Raw genomic sequence first — 23,223 nt, forward strand, 5'->3', positions numbered from 1 at the left:
AGCTTACAGGACCCTACGACAGGCCCTGTAGGATTTGGCGACATCTTCAAACACTATCCCGCGCGAAGCAGGCCCTTGCGGTCACGCTCGAAATCGGTTTCCGAGGATTGGCGCTCGGAAAACGAGAAGTGCTTGACCACGTCCTTCAACCGCGCGATCTCCTCGTTTAGCACGTCGACAGAACCATCGGCCTCTTGGACCATCGCTGCATTTTGCTGGGTCGTCTTGTCGATCGAATTCACGGCGGTGTTGACCGCTTTCAGGCCGGTCGATTGTTCGTTGGTTGCCTTTGCTATCTCATCCATGTAGCCGTTGATCTCGACGATAAAGTCGCCGATGATGGTGAGGGACGCGCTCGCCTCGCGGACTAGATGGACACCGCCGAAAACCTCACCCGACGAGCGTTCGATCAGGACCTTGATCTCTTTTGCCGCCCTAGCGGAGCGCTGGGCAAGCTCGCGAACCTCCTGCGCGACGACAGCGAAGCCTTTTCCGGCCTCGCCGGCCCGAGCCGCTTCGACGCCGGCATTGAGTGCCAGAAGGTTCGTCTGGAACGCGATCTCGTCGATAACGCTGATGATATTCGATATCTCGCCCGATGACCCTTCGATGCGTCGCATGGCGTCTTCGGCATGCGAGACAACCTGAGCAGATTCTCTTGCGGCCTTGCGGGCATTCTCCGTCGTCAGCCGCGCCGCGTCGGTACGCTGCGATGTACTGGACACGTTAACCGTTATCTGTTCCAGGGCCGCCGCCGTTTCCTCGAGCGTGGAGGCTTGTTCCGCGGTACGCCGGGAGAGATGCTGCGTGCCCGCGGTGATCTGGTCCGCCCCGGTCTCGATGGCCGTTATACTGTGGCTCACCGTCTCCAGCGTGACCGACAGCTGTGCCACCGATCGGTTGAAGTTTTCTCGCAGTCCTTCAAATTCGGAGGAGAAAACGTCTGTGACCGTGCAGTTCAGGTCGCCGGCGGCCAGTCGCGTCAACGCTCCGGCAAGCCCCGTGGTCGCAACAGCCAGCCGGTGGTTTGCATCAGCCTCGGCTCGCTGTTGTGCCGCAACTTTATCGGCTTCTGTTTGAACCGCGTTTTCCCGGGCTTCCTGTTCGAGGCGGGTCTTGGATAGGGCCGACACGCGGAATACCTCGACGGCGGATGCCATGTAACCGATTTCGTCGGACCGTCCGTGAAAGGGTATGGCGGCCTCGGTGTCACCCGCAGCCAGCCTCTGCATTGAGGAGGTGATCCTCTTGATCGGATTGGCAACGCCGACAACGACGAAACCGATCGATACGGCAAGGACAAGCGCTGCGGCTATCGCGCCAACCACCATTGCGGTCCGGGTGGCTTGATACGATTGCTGGCTACGGTCGTACGCCATGGCGCTGCCGTCGCTGTTGATCGCTACCAGTGCGTCTGCCTTCTGCGTCACCTGACTGGCGAGCGTCTCTATTTTCGTCAGGTAGTCACTTGCCGCTTCCATCCGGTTCGCGCGCGACAAATCGATGAGTTTGGCTGTCTTTCCCACATACTCGTCCACGGCAAGAGCGAGAGACGATACCAATGCCTGCTCCTCGTCCGAGTTTGAGACGTACGCGGCCACATGACCTTTCAGGCTGACGATGGTTGAATCGATCAATTGAGACTGTGCGTCCTTTGCATCGCTCATCGTTGACAGGACATGGTTGCGATACGCGATGCGCAGTGTCGCCATGTCGCGAACGATGGCATTCGACAGCTGGACATTGGGTAGCCATTTCGTCGCGATCTCCCGCGTCGATGCGTTGACCGCTCCGAGACTGTTGATCGCCGCCAAGGCGCCTGCGGAAATCAGCAGGCCGAACAGGATAAAGATTGAAATCAAGGTGACCTTAACGCCGGGCCTTGTCATGAATACGTCCTCCAACGACAGCAATTCGAAGGTGAGATCGTTCTCGGAGAACGTTCTCTTTCCTGATTGGATTATATTAAACTATTGATGGTTAATATTTAATGTTGCACGTGGAAAATCGAGCATAGGCGAAGAAGAGCTATCTCGGCCTGTTTTTTCAATCACATATGAAATTTTTTTCAGTAAACGGTTCCACCGCCAACAAACCCGATAATTCCGATTTTCGATCAAAACCGATTATTTTTTTGTCATGACCGTTGACGCAAAGCAACATTTAGGGATTAATGAAAACGTTCTCTGAGAACGTTTCCTTTTCGTGGTGAGTGGAGTTACCGCGACGAGGTTTAGGAGGAAAAATGTTGAATTCAATAACCCGCTTGCCGAGCGAGCAGGCCGACATCGGCGGTCTGGAGCTGTCTGTTGCCAACGTTGGAAAATCCTATGGCGCAACGGTTGCCTTGGAGAATGCCGACATTAGCCTACGCGCAGGGGAGGTGCATGCGCTCCTCGGTGAGAACGGTGCTGGCAAGTCTACGCTCGTGCGTGTCTTGGCAGGTGCAGTGGTCCCCGATCGGGGCGCAATGAAACTTCATGGCGTGCAGTATCGGCCGATGTCGATCACCCAAGCGCGGCACGAGCAAGTGGCAACGGCCTTTCAGGAACTAAGTCTGGTGCCAAACTTGTCTGTCGCGCAGAATTTGTTGCTGCCGCGGATCCCCAAAAGCGCATACTTCATTCTGTCTACCGGTGAAACGATGCGGAGAGCGTCGTCGATACTGACGCGGTACGACCTAGAACGCATCAACCCTGCAGCAGAAGTGTCTTCGCTTCCTCTGGCAGACCGTCAACGTCTCGAAATTGTCAGAGCATTGGAAAATGCCGGGCGGGTATTGATCCTCGACGAACCGACCGCTTCGCTTGCCGAAACCGATTGGCTGTTTGGCCAGATACGCCGTGCAACGGATCGCGGCGTAGCAGTCCTCTACATTTCCCATCGCCTTGCAGAGGTTCGCGAGATTTGCGAGCGCGCGACAGTCCTGCGCAACGGTCGCACGATCGGGACCGTTTCACTCGCCGACGCAACCAACGACGACATTTTCGAAATGATGGTGGGGCATCGGGTCGAGCATGTGCGGAGACATGTAAGCAGCGCGATTAAGGACGATGCTCCGCGTCTTGGCGTAGCGTCGCTCAGCAATGGTATACTCGCAGATGCGTCTTTCGATCTGCGCCCCGGCGAGATCCTGGCCGTGGCCGCGCTCGAAGGGCAGGGCCAACGTTCGTTGTTTCGCTGCCTCGCCGGGCTGGAGCCGGCGAAGTCCGGCTCGATAAAAATCGACGGCGCCGAGCACGCGATCTCCAGTCCTCGCAAGGCGCTCAAGGCAGGCAGCGGCATTGCCTATCTTCCCGAAGAACGCAAGACGGAAGGGATACTCGCCGGCTTGAGCGCTGCGACAAATATCGTCGTACCAATCCTGTCCAGAATTTCCTCTGGGCGTTTTGTCGGGCGGAAAGCCGAAGCCGGAGCGGCCCGCCCGGAAGGGGCAAAAGTCGAACTGAACGAGCGCTACCTTTCCTTCGCGGTCGGCGATCTTTCCGGCGGCAATCAGCAGAAGGCATTGATTGCGCGAACGCTGGCCACTGGTGCGCGAACACTGCTTCTGTTCGATCCGACCCGAGGAGTCGATGTCGGGACGAAACAGGCGATTTACAGCGCGATCAGAGCTTTTGCCGCAAGTGGCGGTTCGGTTCTCTTCTACTCGTCTGAGTTGCCGGAGATCGTTCAGTTGGCCGATCGTTGCATGGTCCTCTATCACGGGAAAATCGCTGAAATCTTCGAAGGTGCAGAAATAGATGAACAGCGCCTGGTTGCCGCCATGATCGGGCACGGCACTACTTTCGCGACGAAGGTGACGCGATGAGTGATATCCGTATCGTCCATGCCAAAGCATCGATGAAGAGTGTCCTGCTTCGAGGGTCCGTCATCATATTGGCTCTCTATATCGCTCTTTATATCGCTTACGTAATCCAGCAGCCGCGTGCGCTCGGTGCAGGAGCGATCGCCAGTCTCGTCAACAACACGGTGCCGCTGGCTCTCGCCGCCGCAGGTCAGGCCATCGTTGTTTTGAGCCGCGGGTTCGATCTTTCGCTCGCCGGTGTCGTTTCAATCACGAATGTGGTTATGGCGGTTTATCCACTTGAAGGTCCGGCTGGAGCGCTTGCGTCGCTCGGCATCTGCCTTGCGATAGGGGCCGCCGTCGGTGCGGTAAACGGCTGGCTGGTGGCTATCATGCGCATTCAGGCGATAGCGGCAACCCTTGCGACCATGATCGTGTGCCAGGGTATCGCGCTCGTCATTCTGGACGCGCCGGGTGGCGCTGTCGCGGAGTGGGTCAGTTATGAGCTCACCGACCGGATTTTCGGTGTCGTTCCCGTCTCCGGCCTGATCCTGGGCGCGGTGGTGTGCCTCTGGCTTCTGGCCAAGAAAACGGATTTCGGCGTTGCCCTCTACGCCATCGGAGCGGACGAGCATGCCGCCAGATTGTCGGGTATCCCTGTCGTGAAGGTGCGGTTCTTCGCATTCGTTTTCGCCGGCATAATCTACGGCCTGGCGGGTTACATGTTGAGCGCGCAAACCGCCACGGGAAGCCCGACGGCCGGTGAACCGCTTCTCATGCTCTCGTTCGCAGCTGTTGCTCTTGGGGGAACATCGTTGTCGGGAGGGCGAGGAGGGCTGTTCGCCTCCGTTATGGGCGCCGCCACTTTGATGCTGCTGCAGAAAGTTTTGTTCTCAAGCGGTGTGTCTTCTTTCTATACCGGAATTTTCCAGGGCGCGGTGCTGATCTTTGCCGTCGTGTTCAGTGGGCTGCTAACGCGGTTCGGCGAAAGGAAAAGCAAATGAACAGTCACTTGCAAACAGGCTCGTACGTTTCCGCGCCCGACAAACGCGCCAGCGCAAAGGTCAGCAGGGAAACCATCAGTGCAATCGCTGTCGCTGTCATCTGCATCTTCATGCTTCTGGGCTCCCGCTTTATCAATCCCTCACTCGGCTCGTGGAGCCAGGTCGAGACCGTTCTGACGCTGGGATCATTTTTGGTTGTGCTGTCTTTTGGGCAAGGCTTGGTGATCCTGTCGGGCGGCCTCGATTTGTCCCTTCCGGCGCTCATTACGATGGGCGGGGTTCTGTCGACAAGTCTGGTCGGCGCTGGCAGTCCGGATGCGCTGTTCCTTCTGCCTCTCGTCCTTGTCGCGTGCGGCCTTGTCGGTTTCTGCACTGCGGTTGGCGTCGTGTGGCTGAAAGTTCCTCCTTTTATCATGTCGATGGCAACATCCATCATCGTCGCGTCAGCGATTTTGGGCATGACCAATGGAACGCCACGTGGAGCGGCCCCTGAACTCCTGACGGATCTCATGAAAAGCCATATCGCCGGTGTTCCAGCGTCCATTCTTCTGCTTCTGGTCTTCGTGCTTTTTGGATGGGTATTGCAAGCGCGTAGCGTCTTCGGCCGCTATGTCTACGCCGTCGGCACCAATGTCCAGGCTGCCAGGATTGCAGGCGTGCCCGTAACGCTCACTCAGTGCCTGCCATACGTCATTAGCGCCGCCTGCGCGGGCTTCGTGGGCATGATGCTGGTCGGATATTCGAACGGCGCCACGTTGCGCATGGGTGACAATTACCTGCTTCCGTCGATCGCGGCGGTCGTTATCGGCGGCTCTTCCATTCTTGGCGGACGGGGCACGTTCCTCGGAACCGTCGGTGGCGCGATTTTGCTGACGACGCTCGGCACGGTCATTTCCGCAATCGGACTTAATTTCGGCCTTCGGACGATCATCGAAGGCTCGATCATCCTCATCGCTCTGCTCCTGTTGCGCGATGAGTTCTTCGAACGGCTGCGTGCATTCAGGAAATCCTGAGCACGCATTGGAGGGACGCCGTCCCGTAACAGGCACCTTGAGGAGGAGAAGCCAATGCTGAACAAAACGATGAAAACCACACTTGCAGCCCTATCCCTACTGGCCGCGGGGACGATGCTCGCGCAGCCGGCAGCAGCGCAGGATGAGAAGTTTAAAATCTACCTGAGCCTCAGCTATTCGGGCAACGCCTGGCAATCCGAAGCCGCGAACATTGTCAAGGCGCTGGCTGCGACCGCTCCTTACAAGGACATGGTCGAATTGAAAGAAGTCATTTCCGGAACGGATCCGCAGGCTCAGATTTCGGCCTATGAAAGCATGATCGACGATGGCGCCGCTGGCATCATCAGTTTCCCCATCTCGTCGACGGCACTGAATCGCACCATCAAGCGCGGCTGCGACGAAGGCGTCCTGTTCTTCATGTACGATGCGACGGTCACTGAAAAATGCGCCTACAACGTCAGCTATGTCACGGCCGGCTTCGGTGAAAACAGTGCGCAGGCTTTGGTGAACGCGCTTGGTGGAAAGGGCAATATCTTTCTCAGCCGGGGCGTTCCCGGCAACTCGGTCGACAAACGCCACACCGACGGTGCGCTAAGCGTTTTTGATAAGTATCCGGACATCAAGGTCGTCGCGGAATATTACTCGTACTGGGATGACCGCACTACACAGCAGGAGACCGCGAAGGCACTGGCGGCACATCCTGACGTGGACGGGATATGGGCCCAGGCTGGCGAGTACGGAGCGATCCAGGCCCAGCTGGACAAGGGCGACAAGCTCGTTCCGATGACCGGAGAAAACTCCAACGGCTTCCGTCTCGCTTTGGCGAACCCCGAGATGCAGGCCAAGGGACTGAAGGGCGTTTCGGCCGGATCGCCACCGGCGACATCGGGCTATGCCTTCAAGCTGATGATGGAGATCCTGACCAAGAAGCGGGACCTCAAGGCGATGAACATCGAATATCCGCTGCCATGGGCTCCAGCCGACAAGATCAAGATCTGCACCGGCGATAAATTCGAGGACGGCTGCAATGCGTTTCCGGAAAGCAAAGTGCCATCTTCGTTCGTCACGGAGGTGCTAGATCCTGTAATGCTTCCCGAGCTCTCAATTCAGTCAGCACTCAACGGCACGCCCGTGGACGGCGCAACGATCCAGCCGCTGCCGGAAGAGGTCAAGGAAGCAGCGAATGCACCGGGCATCAATTGCGACAAGTGCGAACCGCCGGCCGATATGTACAAGCTTTCGAAGATCGAACCGACCGTAGCCAACTGACAAAACGGCCGGCGCCCTCTAACCAAGGGGTGCCGGCCGCCGCCCGGCCGAACGTGGCCATCAACTTTGCCTGTCATGCGGTTGGCCGGGATATCAGATGAAGAAAGACTTCTGACCATTTCCGAACGAGATGGAGTGCGACTATGTTTGTGCAGCGCCACAACTCAGCAAATCACTTCATCGAACGGAGGAACGCATGACTACACTGGACCAAAAGAGCCCTTCTCGAAGGCGTGTAACCGTTAAAGATCTGGCCAAGGACCTGGGAATGTCTGTCTCCACAGTCTCGCGCGCATTCTATCCGGAAGCGATCGTTGCTCCCGCGACCAGAACCCTTGTGCTCGAGCGGGCCCGTGCGATCGGATATAAAGCGAACCCTTACGCTCAGAGTCTCATTACAAAACGGACGCAGATCGTGGGTCTGGTCGTCGCTGATATCACCAACCCGTTCTATCCAGAGGTGATGACTCGTCTGACTGCGGACCTGCAAGTGCTTGGAATGAATGTCATGCTTGTCTCAGCAAACGCGACGGATAAGGTCGATGACGCGGTTCAACTGTTGCTGTCCTACCAGCCTGATCTCGTTATCATCCTTGCGGCCGCACTCTCCTCCCGCGCCGTACAGGAATGCAGCGAGGCAGGAAGTCCTTGCATTTTCTTCAACCGCCTTTCCGGCGACGCGGCGGAACACGGGGTTACGTGCGACAATATTGCTGGCGGAATAAATGTCGCCGACTACCTCGTTGATCTTGGACACAAACGCCTCCTGTACGTGGCCGCATTTCCGGGGGCATCCACCAACGTCGAACGCCAACGGGGCTTTTGCGAACGGGCCCTGGCGCGAGGCGTTGCGGCTCCTCTTGTCATAGAAGCAGGCAGCTTCAGCTACGAGGCGGGCTTTGCGGCGGCCAAAACCATGGCGGAACTTCCCGAAAGGCCCGATGCGGTTTTCTGCGCAAACGACATTGTTGCCATCGGGTTCATAGAAGGTGTCCGGACACTCGGCTTCTCCGTTCCGGAGGATATCTCAGTCGTCGGCTTTGACGACATTGCGATGGCGGCCTGGCCGTCACACGCGCTGACCACCGTCAGGCAACCCGTCGAGGAGATGCTTTCGATCACGGTCGAGTTTGCTCGCAAACTTGCATCCGATCCCGACGCGCCGGGCGAGGTGCACCGTATTCCGCCGGGCCCTTTGATAGAGCGCGGAACCACGAGACGGCGGGGGACGCTATGAGGAGCTTGCAGGGGCAAAAGCATCTTTTCGATCGTCTCGTTACTCTTCACCGCGCCGATTGCACTGCGCTGGCCAATGCGCCGGCGCCCGGCGCCATGGTCGAGCCGATCTTGGACAATGCTGTGGCTGACTACGGTTTGAATGCGCGGCCGATCTACGAAGATCTGCGCAGGGTTGTGGGCCAGGTTGCCGGTTTGCTGATCCTGGCGCGCCTGACGAAGCGTTCGGAGGTTCTGGAAATAGCCGAATTCGAGGCATGTCGTGAGCGATGCGCGCATGCGCACGACCTGCTCCGCGCCCTGGAGGAAAAATCTGCCGGCAACTGGCACTGGGGCGCCTTGAGCACGTGCCAGACCTTGTGCGAGATGATCCTGCGCGCGTTTCCGGACTGGAAAAAAGGATTCGACCGGGATGCCGAATTCGACCTGATGCAGGAGAGGCTCGAGGCAGCCTACAAGGCCTTGTCGGCAAGTTCGTCGGCGGGAAGAGGCATGACGATGGTCGATTTCAGCCATGCATGCTGTTCATGCGCAAGCGGCTGACGGCACGGGAAGAGAAGACAGTTTCGATCGGGAGGAAGTTATGGGAAAATATTCGATCTGGGTTTGTGAGTATTCCTACGTTGCCAGTTACCACAAGAGCGGTGTCATCTACGGCGCACACAACCAGGGTTATGTGAAGCTGCCCTACTGCTATGTGGTCATTCAGGGTGAAGGCCATGTCGCCATGGTCGATGTCGGCTTCAACAACAAGGACTACGGCAAGCATCTCGGCGACAAATTTGGCGTCGAGAACTGGCGCAACCCGGCGACTGTGCTCGCCGAGGTGGGGATCAAGCCGGAAGACGTCGATACGTGCTTCATCACGCATTGCCACTTCGACCATTTCGGCAATGTCGAGGATTTCCCCAACGCGAAATTCTACATTCAGGAACGGGAAATTTCGAAATGGGTCTGGGCGATGTCGCTTCCCGACCGGATGCGCTGGATCATGACGGCCGTCGATCCCGGCGACATCGTCAGGGGCGTGGCGCTCGCCCGCGACCGCCGGCTCGAAACGGTGAACGGCCCGATGACGGACGTGTTGCCTGGCATCGATCTGCACACGGCTTTCGACAGCCATACCTTCGGTTCGATGTGGGTCACCGTTCGAAACGACGGGCAGGCGCAGTCGTCCGACACGTGGGTGCTCGCGGGCGATCTCGTTTATGTCTTCGAAAACCTCAAAGGGCCGGGGTCGAATGTCGATCTGGAGGACATCTTCGTGCCGGTCGGCCTCGCAGTCGGAAGCCAAACCAATCTTATCCTCGCGACAGAAGACATGCTCTCGCAAGTTGGCCACGACGTTCGCCGGGTCATTCCCATTCACGAGGAACGGCTCAAAGATGCATTCCCGTCGCGTATCACCAGCGAGGGGCTTCGCGTCACCGAAATTTGCCTCGCAGACGGCGCAACTTCGAAAGTGAAATAATGACAATGGATAGCAAACACATCGCAATCGTCGGAGCTGGGCTGGTGGGTTCTGGCTGGGCGGTTGTGTTCGCTCGCGCTGGGTATCGAGTTTCCGTCTACGACCCGTCGGAGGCAGTACGGCGCGGTGTATTGAGCTGGGCAAAATCCACCTTGGGGAGCCTGCATTCTGCTGGGCTGGTCGATGATCCGACCGGCATTCTTGAGAAAATTAGGATTGTCGAGAGCATGGCGGAGGCTGTCAACGGAGCAGTCTACGTTCAAGAATCGGTTTTTGAGACGATCGACGTCAAATCGGCAGTCTCTCTCGATATCGATAAACATCTTTCTCCGGACGCGATCGTCGGATCATCCTCCTCTGGAATCCCCGCATCACGCTTTACGGAAGCCTGCGCGAACAGGAAGAGGTTTCTGATTGCTCATCCGGTCAATCCGCCGCATCTCGTGCCGGTCGTCGAGCTGGTGCCGGCCCCTTGGACCGACCCGCTCGCGGTCGATCGGGCACGCCAGCTGATGACGGAGGTCGGACAGGTTCCTGTGTCTCTCCAGCGGGAAGTCGATGGTTTCATTCTCAATCGGTTGCAAGGCGCGCTACTCAATGAGGCCTGGGCACTCTACTCCGAGGGATATGCCAGCATCGACGATATCGACGCAACCGTCAGGGCGGGGCTCGGTCTGCGGTGGCTTTTCATGGGGCCGTTTGAAACCATTGATCTAAACGCCCCCGGCGGAATTGCCGACTACGCGGCGCGCCTTGGGCCCATGTACCACCAGATGGCCTTATCCCGCCGGGATCCCAAGCCGTGGTCGCCCGAAACTATTGCCTCAGCAGAGATTGAGCGTCGAAGATCTCTGACTGCGGAGCAACTCGTCCAAAGGCGAGAGTGGCGAGACCTCGTCCTCGCCCGACTGGCCGCATTCAAGCAGACTGAAGGCATTCTTTAAGCTCCAAGCGGAGCAAGCAAACCAGAACAGCCGAAGACGCGGCGAAACCGGCCAACGCAACGGCCACAATCATGATCCTCAAGCCCGTAAGCTGAGATCGAAAGCAGGAGTGTGTACTATGGGCACTGAACATCTCAAGCTGGGCAAACCGGCTGATCAAAGGTCGGAAGACGATGCAAAAGTTCGCCAGTCCGTCGAAGGTATCTTGAAAGATATCGAGACGCGGGGCGATGCGGCCGTGCGCGACCTCTCGGAGAAATTCGACAAATACTCTCCGGCATCCTTCCGCCTGTCGGAGAGCGAGATTGAAGCTCTTATGTCGCGCGTGTCGCCAAAAGACATGGAAGACATCAAATTCGCGCAGGCGCAAGTTCGTAATTTCGCTCAAGCGCAACGCGATTCGATGCTGGACATCGAGGTCGAAACCCTGCCCGGCGTCATCCTCGGACATCGGAATATCCCGGTTCAGTCGGTCGGCTGCTATATTCCCGGCGGCAAGTTCCCGATGGTCGCCTCGGCCCATATGTCGGTTGCCACCGCATCGGTCGCTGGCGTGCCGCGGATTATCGCTGCCACTCCGCCTTTCAAGGGTGAGCCTAATCCGGCCGTCATCGCGGCGATGCACCTTGGGGGAGCCCACGAGATCTACGTCATGGGCGGGATCCAGGCAATTGGCGCGATGGCCATCGGCACGGAAACCATCAAGCCCGTCGATATGATCGTGGGTCCGGGCAATGCTTTTGTGGCAGAAGCCAAGCGCCAGCTATACGGTCGCGTCGGCATTGATCTTTTCGCCGGCCCGACGGAAACGATGGTCATCGCCGACGACACCGTCGACGCCGAACTCTGCGCGACCGATCTGCTCGGTCAGGCTGAACACGGCTACAATTCGCCCTCCATCCTGCTCACCACCAGCCGCAAACTGGCGCAGCAAACTCTGGCGGAAATCGATCGTCTCCTGAAGATCCTTCCGACCGCCGATACAGCGTCGAAAAGCTGGGAGGATTACGGCGAGGTCATCCTATGCGACACGCACGAGGAAATGCTCGAGGTTGCCAACGACATCGCCAGCGAGCATGTGCAGATCATGACCGACCGGGACGACTGGTATCTGGAGAACATGCACAGCTACGGCGCGCTGTTCCTCGGGCCCCGCACCAACGTTGCCAATGGCGACAAAGTGATCGGCACCAACCACACGCTTCCGACCAAGAAGGCCGGGCGCTACACCGGCGGCCTGTGGGTCGGCAAGTTCATCAAGACGCACAGCTACCAGCGCATCACCACAGACGAAGCCGCCGCTATGATCGGCGAATACGGATCGCGCCTGTGCATGCTCGAAGGCTTCGTCGGCCACGCGGAACAGTGCAACATCAGGGTTCGCCGCTACGGCGGCCGCAATATCGCCTACGGCGTTGCCGCCGAATGACGGTCCAGTCTCTCTTTGATCTGACCGGGAAACGGGCTTTGGTCACCGGTGCAGGACGCGGCCTTGGCCGCGCCATCGCCGTCGCGTTGGCAGAGAGCGGCGCCGAACTGATCATCTGCTCCCGTTCTTCCGACGACGTTTTCTCGGTTGTCGGCGAGATCGGGCGGATCGGAGGGAAAGCGGAGGCTCTCGTTCAGGATGTCACTGACATCGAGGGGTTCGCGCGGGCGATTTCCGCGCAAGCCCCGATCGACATCTTCGTCAACAATGCCGGCACCAACCGTCCTAAGCCGATCGGGGAAGTGACGGTGGAGGACTATGACGCCGTCATGGACCTCAATCTCAAGGCGGCGTTCTTCGCAGCGCAGGCGGTGACGAAACGGATGACCGAGAGCGGAACGCGGGGTTCCATTATTAACATGTCGTCGCAGATGGGGCATGTCGGAGCGGCGAACAGGACGTTGTACTGCGCATCGAAATGGGCACTGGAGGGATTGACGAAGGCGCTGGCCGTCGAAGTGGGCGTGTACGGGATTCGCGTCAACACCATCTGCCCCACATTCATCGAGACGCCGCTGACACGGCCGTTCTTCGAAGATCCCGCCTTCAAGGAGGCCGTTCTGAGCAAGATCAAGCTGGGTCGTCTGGGCCAGCCGAGCGACGTCACCGGCGCTGCGGTATTTCTGGCGTCCGACGCATCGGCGATGATGACGGGAAGCGCTCTGATGCTGGACGGCGGATGGACGGCCGAGTAAGCGTCTGCCTAAAAGCCTGTTCCCCTGCACGGCATCTAGGGCGAAACGTGCTCAGAATCAGTTGACGAGCGGCTGTCTGGTCGGCGGACCATACCAGCAGCGGCGAGTCCGAAGGGCTGCCCGGGATCACCTCCCAAGCCGGGCAGCCCACCCGTTCCTGCTGGCCCCCTTGCCTTGGAGGAACGGAAAGACACGCGCCGAAAACGGGGATGCATGCCGCAGAGACGGGAATTCTGACGGTCGTCGCGGAGCACCTAGTCAAATCACAAATCCATCGCTCTCACCGAGTATGCCTCCATGCCCGGTTGTCTTCGGCAGGTTACATACCTATAGCTGGGGCAAACAGGATTTGAGATGCTATGGATCAGGATAAAAGCCTGCAGAAGCTTGTTCCGGCGGTCGAACGCGCCGCCGGCGTTCTCGATATCGTATCGGCTTCTAAACGCTTTTTGACTCTATCCGAATTGTCGCGTGAGACAGATCTCCCGAAAAGCACCGTGCACAGCCTCTGCCTGACCATGGTGCAGCTTGGCATGCTGATCCGGCGCTCAGACCAGACCTTCCAGCTCGGCCCGCATCTGCTGCGCTGGTCCCATGCCTTCGACATGCAGACCGACGTGGCGACCGAATTCTCCCTTCTGTGCGCGGACCTGTCGATTGCGCCTGAGGCGACGGCGACACTGTCGGTACAGGAGGATGTAGACATGGTCTTCATCGCCATCAGGCAATCCGGGGCCGGCCATCGCTTCAATGCTCGTCCGGGGATGCGGATCGCCGCACCGTTCGTGGCATCCGGCAAGGCGATCCTGTCGAAATGGTCGGACTTCGAGATCCGCAGACGGTTCGCTGATGGCCTGCCGAAACCGCTGACGGCGGCGTCCGTTCATGGCGTCGATCGGCTGCTGGAAGAAATTCGGTCGATACGGGAAACGGGCCTTGCCGAGGACGTCGGGCAGTGCCTCGACGGCGTGACCAATGTAAGCGCCCCGGTTCTGGATGCTCTCAACCGGCCATTGGCTGCCGTGATGCTCAGCCTTCCGACCGAACTGGCCGAAAGCACCGCGCTGGCGGAGGCGTCAAACACCGTGGTGGTCCTCGCCGACCGGTTATCGCGCCGTATGGGCGCCGACCTGCCACAGTCAACCTGACCGGCTGCGGCGGGTGCTACACGCCACCGGACGCGGTCTCGATTTTCCTCCTGTGAGCAGTGGAACGGTCGATCGAAAGATCCGCGCCCATGCGATGCGACAACCGCGTGGCGATTCGCTGGACGTTGGCAATGATCCTCGGTCGCTCGGCCTGGGTCAGCAATTCGGCCGGCAGGCTGACGGCGACGCCAGCGATCGGCCGGTTGCGGCTGTCGAGAACCGATGCGCCGAAACAGACGATCCCCTCGGCGACTTGTTCATGATCACAACTGTAGCCCGTCTTGCGTATCTCCCGCAATTCGTCGAGCAGCGTCTCGATTTTCTGCACGCTCTTCGGCGTAAGTCCGGCGGGCAACCCATCCGGAAAGAGCCTGCGCACCTCGAAGTCGCTGATATGGCTGAGAAAGGCCTTGCCCGTGGCCGTGAAGGCCGCCGGTAGCCGCATGCCGGCTCGAAACTCGATCAGGGAGTGGCTGACGACGGAATTTCGCGCGGCGAGGTAGACGACTTCCGCGCCCTCCAGCACCGAGAGTGTGATCGTCGCACCCGGCAGTTCCGTTTCCTGATCCCAGATCGAGGCAAATTCCGCAGCGACGTCCGACTGCTGCGTGAAAGCATTGGACCAGCGCATGACGTGGGGGCCGAGCTGATAGGTCTGGTCGTTGCGTCTGAGCAGAAGTTCGAGCTGCACCAACGTGTGGCACAGCGTGTGAACGGAGCTGCGGGCAATCTTGAGCTCGCGAGAAAGATCCGACAGGCTCAGGAAGCCTTTAGACCGCGCGACAAGATCCAAGATCCGTGTGCCTCTCTCAAGGGCCGGCGCAAACTTCACCTTACTTTCCAGCTGATCCATGGCGGGTCCTTAAGATGCGTCCTGCGCCTGCAGAATTCGCTTGACATATGTTTAACCTGAAGATTAGGTTTCCGTCCAGAGGAAATTGTTCGATATACGGAACACAATTCGGTTTACGGGACGGTATATTCTATTTCGAATATGATTTTCCGCCGGATGACTGCAAGATGGGAGGCAAACATGGTTATGACCGTCCGGGACTGGGCTGTGCGCTTTGGTGAGGCGTCCGATCGCGACCAGACGATTGGCGCGATGGCAAGGTATTTTACCTGCACATACATGTGGGACATGGGCACCCAGAAAGTCATCGTCGAGATGGTCGACGGGAAGGTCTACCGGGTCAATACGGATCCCCAGCCACTCGACGCCTATGACTTCGTGCTGCGCGCCAGCGCGGCCACCTGGCGCGAATTCGCGCAGCCCATTCCGGCGCCGATGTATCATGGCATCTGGGCCGCCAGCTTCCGCCGCGACCTCAAGATCGAGGGCAATATCCTCGTGATGATGCAGAACCTGCGGAACTTCACCGTTCAATTCGAGCTGCTGCGCAAGGTGGGCGTCCCCGTCTGATGCCCGGCTCTCCCATCACACATTACAGGGGTTTCGCATGGCCAAGCATTCACCGGTCATCGGCCGCTACGTCACGATCGATGTAGACGGCTACGAATACAAGGTCTTCTACCTGAGGAACGGCAGCGGCACGCCGATCCTGTGCCAGCATACGGCTGGTTGCCACAATCACCAGTGGCGCGGCCTGCTCGAGGACGAGCACATCACCAAGACCTATGACATCATCGCCTACGATCTCGCGCGTCACGGAAAGTCCGACCCACCGCACAATCGCGAGTGGTGGAAGGAAGAATATACGCTGACGGCCAGCCACTACATGAACTTCATCATCGCGCTCAGCGATGCGCTGGAACTCGACCGGCCGATCTTCATGGGATCGAGCTTCGGCGGCAACGTGGCGCTGCAGTTGGCACTGTATCACCCCGACAAGTTCCGAGCGGTCATTCCAGTCGAGGCGGCGGAGCATGCTCCCGGCTTCTTCCTCGACTGGTGGCGCCACCCGCATGCCAATGCGGCGCAGGTCTGCGCCAGCGGCGTCTGGGACCTGATGGCGCCCCAAAGCCCGGACATGGATCGCTGGCTCACCTGGCATTATTACACCCAAGGCTCTGAAGTCTTCAAAGGCGACCTGTTCTTCTACTCGATCGATCACGATCTGCGCGGCAAGCTGGGCAATATCGATACCAAGCGCTGCCCGGTCATCATGATGACCGGCACCTACGACTTCCTGACGCCGCCGGAAGCGACCGAAAATACGGCGAGGCAGATCCCGGGCGGCATTTACATCGAGATGGAGGACATCGGTCATTTTCCGATGTCGGAAAACTATCCCCTGTTCGCCGTCTACCTGAACGAAGCGCTTCGCATCGTCGAAGCCCGCACCTGACCAGAACCGGAACGGAGGAGGGTTTCGACATGAAGATCGTAGAGTTCGACGACAAGGGACAGCGGGTCGAGGTGGAGGGAAACTCCAACGCGGCAAAGCCGCGCCAGTCGGCGCTGGCGGCACGGCCGTCCTTTGCCGCCAAGGCGAGAGAGCTTCCTCGCGAGCGACGAAAGTCATCCGGTATAGAGTTGCACATGTTCCAGACCGGGACGCTGAAGACCAAGACGAAATACGTGAAGATGAACCAGGGCGAGGGAAACTACGAGATTCCCGTGCCGTGGTACCTGATCAAGCATCCACAGGGAAATGTGGTCATTGACGGCGGCACGCCCGTCGAGGCGGCGATCGACAAGCGGGGCCACTGGGGTTCCGTCGTCGATGTCTACGATCCGGTCATGGCACTGTCGGACAATTGCGTGGACCAGCTGAAACTGGTCGACGTGGCGCCGCACGACATCCGCTTTGTTCTGCAGTCGCATCTGCACCTCGATCACACAGGCGCGCTCGGGCGCTTTCCGAAGGCGCAATACATCGTCCAGCGGGCCGAATACGATTACGCCTTCAAGCCGCACTGGTTCTCGGCGGGCGCTTACATCCGCGCCGATTTCGACCGGCCGGGCGTGAACTGGAAGTTTCTCGGCGGCGAATTCACCGACAATTACGATCTGTTCGGAGACGGCACGGTCCGCACCATCTTCACGCCGGGTCACTCGCCGGGCCACCAGTCCTTTCTCATCACATTGCCCAAGACCGGCCCGATCCTGCTGGCGATGGATGCTGCCTACACCGTCGATCACTGGGAAAACCGCACGCTTCCGGGGCTGGTGGTGTCGTCGGCGAAGGCAGCCGATTCCGTTGCCAAGCTGCGCCGCATCGCGGCTGACACGGGCGCCATGGTGGTGACGGGACACGACCCGGACACATGGCCCGATTTCCGCAAGGCCCCTTACGACTTTTATGACTGAGCAAACGAACATTGGGAGGAGACCTGACATGTTTCGGACTTTGGCACTAACGACGACACTACTGGCACTAACGGCATCGACGACGCTCGCGGAAGGTCTTGACGAGATCAACCCCGAGGTCGCAAAGCGGCTCTACAACGCGGAGATGCTTGACCCCGGTCAGCCGATCAAGCCGAGCAAGTGGCGCGACTTCGTCGCGAAGAATCCGCCGCCGTGGAAGATCGGCTACGCGTCCTCCTATGCCGGCAACACATGGCGCGCCGCCGTCATGGACGAACTGCAGAACAAGATCGTGCCGGAATGGAAGGCGCTCGGCCTCGTGTCCGAGGTGGTGATCACCCAGTCGAACCTCAACGATTCGACGCAGATCCAGCAAATGCGCCAGCTTGTCGATCAGAAGGTGGATGCAGTAATCGTCTGTTGCTCAAACCCGACGGCGCTGAACGCCAGCGTCAAATATGCCGCCGACAAGGGCGTGCCCGTCTTCTCGCTGACCGGCTACCTGACGTCGGAATACTCGGTCAACTCCTCGGTCAACTACCAAGTCGCCGGCTACGAGATCGGCAAGGACATGGCCGATCAGCTCGGCGGCAAGGGTAAGGTTCTGGTCGTTGAGGGCATTCCGGGAACATCGGGTTCCGACAGCCAGAATCGCGGCGTTCTCGCAGGGCTTGCCACGGCACCGGGGATCGAGATCGCCGGCAGCGTCGCTGGCATGTGGACCGACCAGGTGGCGCAGGGCGAGGTGCAGAAATGGCTTGCGACCAATCCCGGCAAGCTCGATGGCATCGTCGTGCAGTCGGCGGCGGAAATGGGCGTACTGCGCGCCGTTCAGCAATCGGGCCGGGGCGATATTCCCGTGGCGATAGGCGGCGAACTCGGCGCGCTTTGCTACTGGCGCAACAATCCTGATTACATCCGAAATTCCTATCAGGTCTGGCCGCCAGCCGACGAGATCGGGCTAACCTGGAACATTATGATGCGGACGCTGCAGGGGCAGGGGCCGAAAATCCAGTCTATCCTCGTCGATCCGGTCAAGCTCACCCATGACGATCTCAAGGCCGTGATGAAGGAGGATTGCTCCGTGGACACCGCCGAATGGCTGAAGGTCGGCGCGGACCGCTGGGGCGGCGCCTCGTCCTATCTCGACGACTTCTTCCTTCGCCCGGCCGATCCGAAGGCTTTCAAGCCAAAGTAAGCCGGCGGCTGCTCCCAAAAGCTGCCTGAGCACAGCAGGGGCCGCGACAGCCCCTGTCACCACCCTTTATTTTCAACTGCGTGAGTCCGTAACCATGGCCGCCATTGTATCTGACGATGCCGTATCGGCCGGCCGGGACACGATCCTGGTTCGCAACGTCAAGAAATATTTCGGCCCGACCCGCGCGCTGGACGGGGCCTCGTTTTCGGCGCGCGCCGGAGAGATCCATGCGATCGTCGGCGGCAATGGCTGCGGCAAGAGCACCATGGCCAAGGTCGTCTCCGGCATTCTTCCGGTCGACAGCGGCACCGTCTCCATTCTGGGCGAAACGCCCTCCACACCCGCCGAGAGCCGGGCGCTGGGCATCTCGACGGTCTATCAGGAAGTGATGGTGGCCGACGAAAGCTCGGTGGTCGACAATATCTTCATGGGTGCCGACCGCCTTTTTGCCAAGACCCTTTCGCAGGAGCGCAAGGTGGCGCGGGCCAGCGAACTGATGGAGGAACTGGCCGGCGAGCCGGTCGATCCGCATGCCCTGGTTGGCACGCTTCCTCTCGGCCTCAAGCAGTGGATCACCATTGCCCGCGCGCTTCTCTCGGAGCCAAAGATACTCATCCTCGACGAAAGCTCGGCGGCGCTCGATTTCGACAGCACGGAACGTCTGTTTTCGAAAATGCGGGCCTTGCGGGATCGCGGCACGACGGTGCTGATCGTTACGCACCGGATCGCGGAACTGATTCGCATCTCGGACCGCGCCACCGTGCTGCGCGACGGCCGCGATGTCGGCGTCCTTGAAAAATCCGAAATTACCGAAAAAAACCTGCTGGCGCTGATGACCGGCGAGAACCGGAGTGCCGGGCACCATAGCGCGGTCGCGCCGCAGCCGAAGACGGCGGAGCGGGCGCTGAAGGCGCGGGGCCTGGCGATCTGGCCGGAGGGCCGGTCCTTCGATTTCGACCTGCGCCGCGGTGAAATCGTCGGCGTCGCCGGTCTGGACGGGCAGGGGCAGGATGCGTTCGTGCGGGTTCTGGCCGGTGTAATGCCGGCCGCACGCGGCCTCGTGCAGGTCTCCGACCGCCACGATAACTGGCAGCCGGTCCGCACTCTGGCGGAGGCCGTCAAGGGCCGCATCGCCTATGTCTCCGGCGACCGCAAGCGCGAGGGGATTTTCGCCTCGCTCTCGATCTTCGAGAACATGGCGATGCCGCTCTACCGCGAAAAGAAACGCGGCGGCATTCTCGGCATCATCGATCGCGCAACGCTCGGCACCATCTTCAAACGCGAAGCCGACAACCTTCTGATCAAGTTCGGCCAGAAGGAAGACCGGATCACCTCGCTCTCCGGCGGAAATCAGCAGAAGGTTCTGATCGGTCGCGGCTTTGCCATGCGACCGGATGTCATCGTTCTCAACGACCCCGCGCGCGGGATCGATGTCGGCGCCAAGGCCGAACTCTACAAGCATCTCCGCACCTTCGCCGACGAAGGCCGGGCGGTGGTCTACATGTCCTCGGAAATCGAGGAATTTCTCGGCTTCGCCACCCGCGTCATCGTCTTTCGCGACGGCGCGCCGTTCGATGCCTTCGACGGGCGCAAGCTCGATCCGAAACAGGTTCTCGAGGCGATGTTCGGGCAAACGACCGGCCAGGGCCTCTCGACCCAATACGGCCTGACGCGCGGGCGCGCCGACGCTGCGCCCGCCGATACCGCGCTTGCCGGCTCCGGAGATGGCGTCCGGGTGCGCGTCGAGGTGCCGGAAGCCATCAGGGCGCAGATGCAGGCTGCAACCGGACGTCTTCCGCAATCCCAGGTGCCGGTGGAGAGGCTGGTGGCGGCGGTCGCGAGCGATGTGAAGCTCGCGCCCAAGACCATTCGCGTCGTCGAGTTCGACAACGAGGGACGCAAGCGGGCGGAGGGTGCACGATGAGCCAGCCCCTGTCCGGAACCGCGCCCCGAAAGGCCGCCGCGCAAACCGAAGCGCAGGGCGGGCGCTCCAACCCCTTCCTGCTGATGCCGATCACTCTGTTCTTCGCGCTGCTCGCGCTGGCCGTCCTGCGCTCGCCGAGCCTTATGACGTCGTCGGGCATCGGCGCGGCCATCATCGTCGCGACGCCTCTGATCCTCGCGACCTACGCCCTGATGGCCTCCGCCATCTCCGGGCGCGGAACGGTGGACCTGTCGATCGGGCCGCTGATCGGCTTCATCAACGTGACGCTGATCCAGCTTCATGGCGCGGGCCTGCTCGAAAATCCGATCGCCGTCTTCCTCTATGCCATGGCGGTCGGCGCGCTCTATCAGTTCGTCTTCTCGCTGATCGTCATCTTCGTGCGCGTCCAGCCGATCATCGTATCGCTGTCGGGCTATCTGGCGCTGACCGGCATCAACCTCGTCATCCTGCCGCGACCCGGCGGCGTAGCACCGCCTTTCATGGCAGAATGGGGCTATGGGACCACGATCTTCTCGCCGATCCTCGTCATTCTGCTTCTGGCATCCGCCGCCTGGCTGCTGTTCACCGCGACCGCCTTCTACACGCATCTCCGGCTGATGGGATCGGACGAGCGGGCTGCCTACACATCCGGCGTGCCGATTACCATCGTCCGCATCGGCGCGCATCTGATTTCGGGATGTTTCGCCGGCCTCGCGGCGATCTGCTTCACGGCGCTGATCGCGTCCGGCGATCCCTCGCAGGGCACGACCTATACGCTGATCGCCGTCACGGCGCTGGTTCTCGGCGGTGCGTCGCTGGCCGGCGGGCGGGGCGGGGTGTTCGGATCGGCGCTGGGCGCGCTCAACCTCTATCTCATCACTTTCGTGCTGGCGACGTTCAACTTCGGCACGGTGCAGAGCTTCGTCACCAATCTCGCCTACGGCACGATCCTGGTCGTCTCGCTGCTCCTGACGCTGCTGATCCCGGTCATCCAGCGCTATATCCGCAATTTCTCGCCGCTGCTCTATTTCGTCGCCCTGTCGGTCGTCGTCCTCGGCGTCATCCTGCATGCGACCTTTGACTATGCCGCACTTGGCGCGGCCGGCGCTTTCCTGCCGGGACCGCTCGACATGCAGGCAGCGCTGACCGGCCCGCTGGAAATCGCCACGCTGTCGTCCGCCACCGAAGCCCTGCGGCTTTCCGCGGCACCGCTCGTCCTGTCCGCGCTGCTTCTGGTGGTCATCGCGGTCTTTCTCCGGCTGGCGCTCGGCCAGTCCGATCGCCGGACCATCGCGCCCGCCGTCGCCGTCATCGTGGCGGCGCTCGTGCTGGCCGGAGCCTATGCGGTCTCCGACACGGTCGGCAGCCCAGACGTGGAGGTCAGCGAGTGATGGAAAACCTGCCGCAGCCCAGTCTCCCGGCGCTCATCCTCGGCCTTGTGACCGGCCTCGTCCTCACCGCCATCGGCGTGGGCTTCGGCTTTGCGCAGGGGCTGACCGTCCAGATCATCATCCTGTCGGCCATTGCCACTCTCATCCTGTTCGTCTGGGGCTGGCGCTACGTCCTCGGCCTCTTCCTGAGACGAGCGCCGGATACGGTCACCGACGGTCCCAGCCCCTTGAGACAGGCGTGGAACCAGTATCGCTGGCCGCTGTTCGGGCTGGCGCTGATCCTGCTGGCCTTTCTCGTGCTGTCGCTGACGGTCGAGGGCTTCTTCAACATCTGGAACGTGCTGTCCCTGTTCATCCTTCTGGGCATTCTCGTCCTGACACGGACGCTCGGCCGCCAGTTTCAGCAGAATCGCTCCGCCTTCATCGGCATCATGGTGCTGGCCGGCCTGTTTTCCGTCGGATCGATGAACATCGAAGGCTTCGCATCCGGCAACAATATCAAGTCGATGCTGCTTTTCGCGTCCTTCCTCGGGCTCGCCTCCATCGGGCAGACGCTGGTCGCCCTTCTCGGCGGTCTCGACCTGTCGATACCCTTCATCATCGGTGCTGCGAATGTCGGGCTTCTCTATCTTATCAGCCTTGGCGTTCCGCCCTGGCTTGCAACGATCGTCGTGCTGGCGATCGGCGCGACGCTCGGCGTCATCAATGGGTTCCTCAGCTACAAGCTACAGGGCCAGGCGCTTATCGTGACGCTCGGAACCGGTTTCGCGATTTCGGGCGGCGTACAGATCGTCACCTCGATCGGTTCGCAATATTCCGGCAACGTCTTCGGCACCGTGCCAGCCTGGCTTGCCAATCTCTCGGCCATGAACGGCACCACGTTCGGCCTGCCGTTCCCGCCGGTCATCGCCATATGGGGCGTGATCGCGCTCATCCTCATCGTCGGCATGCGCCTCACCGTCTACGGCCGGTTTCTCTATGCCCTCGGCGTCAACCGGACGTCGGCCAGCCGGGTGATGATTTCCGAAATGCGCTACTGGGTCATCGCCTATGCGCTGTCCGGTTTCTTCGCTGCCATGACCGGCAGCCTGCTGCTCGGCTGGTCGGGCGGCGGCTTCATCGGGGTCGGCGACCAGTATCTGTTCCTGACGCTGGCGGCCGTCGTCGTCGGCGGGACCTCGCTTCTGGGCGGGGCAGGCGGCTACGGCTTCACCGTCATCGGCGTGCTCGTCCTGCAGGTGCTTTCGAGTTTTCTCGTCGGCATCGGCCTCAAGTTCGAGTGGCAGCAATTCATCTTCGGCCTGCTGATCCTGCCAATGGTCGCGCTCTACGCCCGCTCTCCACACATCCGAACACAGATCTGAGGACATCTCCATGAAA

At 60.2% G+C, this 23,223-nt stretch carries 20 protein-coding genes; 18 read left to right on the forward strand and 2 right to left on the reverse strand.

The features are described 5' to 3' along the window. Positions 1-53: 53 nt before the first annotated feature. Complete coding sequence (locus PY308_RS21795) at positions 54-1,889, reverse strand: methyl-accepting chemotaxis protein (RefSeq protein ID WP_275791267.1); 1,836 nt, start codon at positions 1,887-1,889, stop codon at positions 54-56. A gap of 323 nt (positions 1,890-2,212) precedes the next feature. On the opposite strand from PY308_RS21795, the gene PY308_RS21800 reads away from it, so the two are divergent. The 11 genes from PY308_RS21800 (at position 2,213) to PY308_RS21850 (ending at position 14,056) form a co-directional block, all read left to right on the forward strand. Beyond that, positions 2,213-3,811 (forward strand): sugar ABC transporter ATP-binding protein, encoded by a 1,599-nt coding sequence (locus PY308_RS21800; RefSeq protein WP_275791268.1) that lies wholly within the window; start codon positions 2,213-2,215, stop codon positions 3,809-3,811. Next, positions 3,808-4,791, forward strand: coding sequence for an ABC transporter permease (locus tag PY308_RS21805; protein WP_275791269.1), 984 nt, complete (start codon positions 3,808-3,810; stop codon positions 4,789-4,791). Before PY308_RS21800 ends, PY308_RS21805 begins: the two co-directional genes overlap by 4 nt. Beyond that, positions 4,788-5,804 carry an ABC transporter permease gene (locus PY308_RS21810; protein WP_275791270.1) on the forward strand — a complete coding sequence of 339 codons (1,017 nt, stop codon included), beginning with the start codon at positions 4,788-4,790 and terminating at the stop codon, positions 5,802-5,804. The genes PY308_RS21805 and PY308_RS21810 overlap by 4 nt, the downstream gene beginning before the upstream one ends. Positions 5,805-5,858: 54 nt before the next feature. Beyond that, positions 5,859-7,073: a sugar ABC transporter substrate-binding protein gene (locus PY308_RS21815; protein WP_275791271.1), complete on the forward strand. Its 1,215-nt coding sequence runs from the start codon at positions 5,859-5,861 to the stop codon at positions 7,071-7,073. A 130-nt stretch (positions 7,074-7,203) separates the two neighbouring features. Next, positions 7,204-8,310, forward strand: a complete 1,107-nt coding sequence (locus tag PY308_RS21820; protein ID WP_275791272.1) for a LacI family DNA-binding transcriptional regulator — start codon at positions 7,204-7,206, stop codon at positions 8,308-8,310. Beyond that, the gene (locus PY308_RS21825) at positions 8,307-8,852 is read left to right on the forward strand and encodes a hypothetical protein (RefSeq protein ID WP_275791273.1); all 546 of its coding nucleotides are present in this window, start codon (positions 8,307-8,309) and stop codon (positions 8,850-8,852) included. Before PY308_RS21820 ends, PY308_RS21825 begins: the two co-directional genes overlap by 4 nt. A 40-nt stretch (positions 8,853-8,892) precedes the next feature. Further along, a complete protein-coding gene (locus PY308_RS21830; protein WP_275791274.1) occupies positions 8,893-9,780 on the forward strand; it encodes an N-acyl homoserine lactonase family protein in 888 nt (295 codons plus the stop codon). 5 nt (positions 9,781-9,785) lie between these two features. Further along, positions 9,786-10,724 (forward strand): 3-hydroxyacyl-CoA dehydrogenase, encoded by a 939-nt coding sequence (locus PY308_RS21835; protein WP_275791275.1) that lies wholly within the window; start codon positions 9,786-9,788, stop codon positions 10,722-10,724. Positions 10,725-10,842: 118 nt separating this feature from the next. Next, complete coding sequence (gene hisD, locus PY308_RS21840) at positions 10,843-12,153, forward strand: histidinol dehydrogenase (RefSeq protein WP_275791276.1); 1,311 nt, start codon at positions 10,843-10,845, stop codon at positions 12,151-12,153. Next, positions 12,150-12,908, forward strand: coding sequence for an SDR family NAD(P)-dependent oxidoreductase (locus tag PY308_RS21845; RefSeq protein ID WP_275791277.1), 759 nt, complete (start codon positions 12,150-12,152; stop codon positions 12,906-12,908). The genes hisD and PY308_RS21845 overlap by 4 nt, the downstream gene beginning before the upstream one ends. Positions 12,909-13,267: 359 nt before the next feature. Next, a complete protein-coding gene (locus PY308_RS21850) occupies positions 13,268-14,056 on the forward strand; it encodes an IclR family transcriptional regulator (protein ID WP_275791278.1) in 789 nt (262 codons plus the stop codon). 16 nt (positions 14,057-14,072) lie between these two features. On the opposite strand, the gene PY308_RS21855 is transcribed toward PY308_RS21850, so the two are convergent. After that, positions 14,073-14,849 (reverse strand): IclR family transcriptional regulator, encoded by a 777-nt coding sequence (locus PY308_RS21855; protein ID WP_275791279.1) that lies wholly within the window; start codon positions 14,847-14,849, stop codon positions 14,073-14,075. Positions 14,850-15,089: 240 nt separating this feature from the next. Here PY308_RS21855 and PY308_RS21860 point away from each other — a divergent pair, with 240 nt between their 5' ends. From PY308_RS21860 to PY308_RS21890, 7 genes are all read left to right on the forward strand, one after another. Continuing rightward, complete coding sequence (locus tag PY308_RS21860) at positions 15,090-15,479, forward strand: hypothetical protein (RefSeq protein ID WP_275791280.1); 390 nt, start codon at positions 15,090-15,092, stop codon at positions 15,477-15,479. 37 nt (positions 15,480-15,516) lie between these two features. Next, positions 15,517-16,365 (forward strand): alpha/beta fold hydrolase, encoded by an 849-nt coding sequence (locus PY308_RS21865; protein ID WP_275791281.1) that lies wholly within the window; start codon positions 15,517-15,519, stop codon positions 16,363-16,365. 194 nt (positions 16,366-16,559) lie between these two features. Next, positions 16,560-17,330 (forward strand): AttM family quorum-quenching N-acyl homoserine lactonase, encoded by a 771-nt coding sequence (gene attM / locus PY308_RS21870; RefSeq protein WP_275791505.1) that lies wholly within the window; start codon positions 16,560-16,562, stop codon positions 17,328-17,330. A 28-nt stretch (positions 17,331-17,358) separates the two neighbouring features. Then, complete coding sequence (locus tag PY308_RS21875; protein WP_275791282.1) at positions 17,359-18,528, forward strand: ABC transporter substrate-binding protein; 1,170 nt, start codon at positions 17,359-17,361, stop codon at positions 18,526-18,528. 94 nt (positions 18,529-18,622) lie between these two features. Further along, entirely contained in the window at positions 18,623-20,452 is a 1,830-nt protein-coding gene (locus PY308_RS21880) for a sugar ABC transporter ATP-binding protein (RefSeq protein ID WP_275791283.1), read from the forward strand. Further along, positions 20,449-21,843, forward strand: a complete 1,395-nt coding sequence (locus PY308_RS21885) for an ABC transporter permease (protein ID WP_275791285.1) — start codon at positions 20,449-20,451, stop codon at positions 21,841-21,843. Before PY308_RS21880 ends, PY308_RS21885 begins: the two co-directional genes overlap by 4 nt. After that, positions 21,843-23,207, forward strand: a complete 1,365-nt coding sequence (locus tag PY308_RS21890) for an ABC transporter permease (RefSeq protein ID WP_275791286.1) — start codon at positions 21,843-21,845, stop codon at positions 23,205-23,207. The genes PY308_RS21885 and PY308_RS21890 overlap by 1 nt, the downstream gene beginning before the upstream one ends. The last annotated feature ends 16 nt before the right edge of the window (positions 23,208-23,223 follow it).

It is taken from the genome of Pararhizobium gei (assembly GCF_029223885.1).
GTDB classification, from domain to species: Bacteria; Pseudomonadota; Alphaproteobacteria; order Rhizobiales; family Rhizobiaceae; genus Pararhizobium; species Pararhizobium gei.